This is a genomic window from Polynucleobacter parvulilacunae (genome assembly GCF_018881715.1).
GTDB classification, from domain to species: domain Bacteria; phylum Pseudomonadota; class Gammaproteobacteria; order Burkholderiales; family Burkholderiaceae; genus Polynucleobacter; species Polynucleobacter parvulilacunae.
Genome location: NZ_JACVPW010000011.1, coordinates 1 through 3566, shown reverse-complemented (window position 1 = coordinate 3566; position 3566 = coordinate 1). Strand labels below are relative to the sequence as shown.

At 43.9% G+C, this 3566-nt stretch carries 2 protein-coding genes; one reads left to right on the top strand and one right to left on the bottom strand.

The window, feature by feature from the left end:
• A partial coding sequence (locus tag ICN18_RS08450) for a hypothetical protein (protein WP_216190074.1) occupies positions 1–324 on the bottom strand: 324 nt, incomplete at its 3' end.
• Between the two features lie 161 nt (positions 325–485).
• Here ICN18_RS08450 and ICN18_RS08445 point away from each other — a divergent pair.
• Positions 486–3392, top strand: coding sequence for a beta strand repeat-containing protein (locus tag ICN18_RS08445; RefSeq protein WP_216190073.1), 2907 nt, complete (start codon positions 486–488; stop codon positions 3390–3392).
• Positions 3393–3566 lie beyond the last annotated feature (174 nt).

Here is a 3566-nt window from a genome sequence, read left to right as displayed (position 1 = left end):
AATCAAATCATTAGTAGATAACTTATCTTTGTGAATGACTCTTCCCTTGGCGAGGGTTTGGATCATTAGTGTTGGCTCTTTGAATTTAGTTGTTACAGCAGCCAAAGGCACCAACTGTCCACTAACTTTCGGATTGAATTGAAAGTTGGAGTGATAAATCACAATGTCATTGGTTAGAAACAAGCCTTCATATCCGCCCACCCCAATTTGCTTTGGTATTGGGGCCTCAGTCCAAGGGATATCTTGGTTGTTCAAGGTTTCCGATGTTGGCTCGGAGTCCTCTAGTAACCAATTGAAATTGACTAGTTCTGTAGATGTAGGCATGAGCAGATATTACACACAACAAATACCCAAGGTAAATAGCAGGATTACATGTAATTTTGGACGCAATTCATGTAAAAAATCAAACAGCAGAAACGCAAATTTCTCTACAGTTAAACCCTACATTTACAAGGGTTCAGAGGGTGAAATTTAAATTATTTGTTATGCCGTTTTTAGTTCTTCTTTATTTGACTAAAAACGCGCTTGCCATTGATTGTCAGAATCTAGGAACAGTCGGCAATACTGTAATTGGGTCAACTGAGTCGTGTATAGCTAACACCACAACCCCAACTTATAACTATTGGGTGTCTGGCAATCTAGCGAACAATGGAGTTATTAGCTCGGGCGATACATCAAACCCAACAACAGCGCTCAGCCTTGGGTTTTATTACCCGGGCACCATTTCCGCTGGAATGCTAATTAACAGTGGAGAAATTTTGGCTAGCGATCCAACTACGCCCGGGGTTGCGCTGCGATTATCTGATTCTTTTGGCTTTGCTACCGTTCAGATTGATGCAATCAAAAACTTGTCAGCAGGTGTAATTAGTGGTGGGGCAGAGGGCATTTATATCCCTCAATCGGGAAGTGTAGTTAAGCTTATTCAGAATGATGGCCAGATTCTTGGTTTAAGACCAGGTCCATCATATTCATACGCTGAGGCAATTTATAACTCAGGAACAATTGGCGTATCCGGAGATCCTACGACAGGAATATTTAACGGCGTAAGCAACGGTATCACTACGGGAATTATCCGCGGGGATACTGGAATCATGAATGATGGAGGCGCCATCACCTTGATTTCGAATAGTGGAAATATTGCTGGCACCACTGGAGCAGGTGTAAATAATTCTGCAGGCACGATTGGATCCATTGTGAATAACGGAACAATCTCAGGCGGTACAGGTACAAATGGTTACGGACTAGATAACTATGGGGGCTCCATTGGCTCAATTGTTAATAATACTAATGGGGTAATTTCTGGCGCCAATTTCGCGATCTTTAATCACAATAATGGTCCCACTGCTGCAAGTATTAATGAAATAACTAACTGGGGCACCCTTACCGGTTCTCTAGGTGGAATTAATAACAATAATGGCTTAAGTAGTGCATCGATTGGAACGCTGAACAACGCACAAAGTGGGCTTAAGTACTTCGGGGTAATGCCAACGAATTACAACATTATCATTACTCCCACTGGTTTTGGAACGTTAGATGCAAGGCTTGGAATTACTGGATCCACTACATTTGGTGTGTCCTCTTTATCCAATTTGTCAGCGAACATTTATTCTGGTGTTCTGTTGGGTGTAGATAGCCTTGGAATTACAAATTACTCCTCCATCTTCAATACCTGGACTAACTTCAATAGCTCATACAAGTGGGAGTTAATCGCTGGTGCGAACTCTACAACTTGGAATTTGGTGGTTGCTGCACTCGCACCTCCGCCACCAGTTGCAACCAATATTACTGGGGCAGGAACTATCTATCAGTCTTCCAATCTTGGCACGACAGTAAACCCTGTCTTTGATGGTGGCACATTGCAAGTCTCTTCGGCTGGCAATATTGCAAATAACTTTACTGTTAATGGCAATAATGGTGTGATCGATCAAAATAGTGTCGCATCAAACTTTACTGGCGTGATTTCAAATGCTTCTGCCAGCTCTCCAGGCTCGATGACTATCACCAATAGTGGTAGCGGCGGTTCCGTAACGTTCTCTGGTGAAAACGCTTATACCGGATCAACCACAATTAATAGTGGTGCCACTTTGGCGCTGTCAGGTGCTGGCTCAGTTTCTCAATCGAGTGGCGTGGCCAATAACGGTACGCTAAACATCGCCGGCAAGAGCGGCAATGTGACCATTAATAGCTATAACCAAGGAGCGACTGGTAATTTGGCGATGAATTTAGCTCCAAGCGCTTCTCAACAACTCAAGGTTCTGGGTGCAGCTTCTTTGGCTGGTGGTTTATCTCTAACTGCTACCTCTGGTTCTTATGCGCCGGGTAAGTACACCTTACTAACCGCAAATGGTGGGGTCACTGGTTCATTTGGTAATCTAACAACCAACCTCTCTTCTTACACAAGGTTGGGTTATGGATTAACTTACGATGCCAATGACGTGTATTTAGTATTTACTCCTAACGTTGCTGACACTCAGCAATCTTTAGTAAATACTGCATCGGCACTACAAAACATCTACACACTGCAAAACTCTGTTATAGCGAATAGCTTTGCTTATGACTGTAATGAGTTTGGTAAAAATGGTGTTTGTATTTCAGTAGGCGGTCGTAACACTGCAGTATCTGCTGCCAATGGCCCGAACAACACTAGCGGTTTATTGATTGCAGCATATCGTCCACATCAAAACTATCGTATTGGTGCGTACGTTGATCAAAATCTATCAGTAAACAATGCTGGATCAACGGTTAACCTTGGCAATAACACGCCGCTAATTGGCCTGTTTGGTGCTTGGAATGAGCGTCTTGATGGCACCGGTACTGAAGTCAAGGTATCTGCAGCCTACGGACAGAAAAACGCAACTATCAATCGTCAGGTAGTGGGCACTTCTGAGGCAGGCACAGGTTCTTCACAACTCAACAGTCAAGGTGCCCAAGTAACGGCTAAGTATGGTTTTGGAGTGACTGAAACCGTAATTGTTGCTCCTTACATTGGCATTCGTTATACCCAGAACAATATGGGTGGCTATACCGAAGGTACTAGCGCAACAGTTACGGCACCACTTACATACTCGGCCCTCAATACGAATGCTACAACTGCATTAGCAGGGTTAGGAGCAAGCTACAGGTTTATTCCGAAGGCAACGTTATTTGTAAGTGCTGGTGTTGAGACTGATGCCAATACAAGCAACGGCACTTTCTCGGCTACTGGCATCAATGGCTTAACCCCAGTGAACTTCAATGCCAATCCAGTGAAGACCAGACCAACGGCTACTGTAGGCGCTTACTATGATGTTGAGAAGAATCAACGAGTAGGGGTTACTGGCATCTACAGGCAAGAGCCATACCAAGCAGTTCAAACAACTACTGTGATGGCGACGTATATGGTTGGTTTGTAATAACGGTTCAGTTAGAAATAGCTTAAAAAAGAGACCTGCTGCGGCAGGTTTTCTTTTGCCTGGCGAACGACTGCTATGGGTCTTGATTTCAACCCGTCGATGCAACAGTTAGGGCAAAACGTTCTGCCGGTGTTTGATAGTTTAGTGTTTTTCTAGGGCGTTCATTGAGTTGCC

Coding starts and splice junctions, on each gene's coding strand:
- ICN18_RS08445 (WP_216190073.1), top strand. CDS start 486: ATGCCGTTTTTAGTTCTTCTTTATTTGACTAAAAACGCGCTTGCCATT.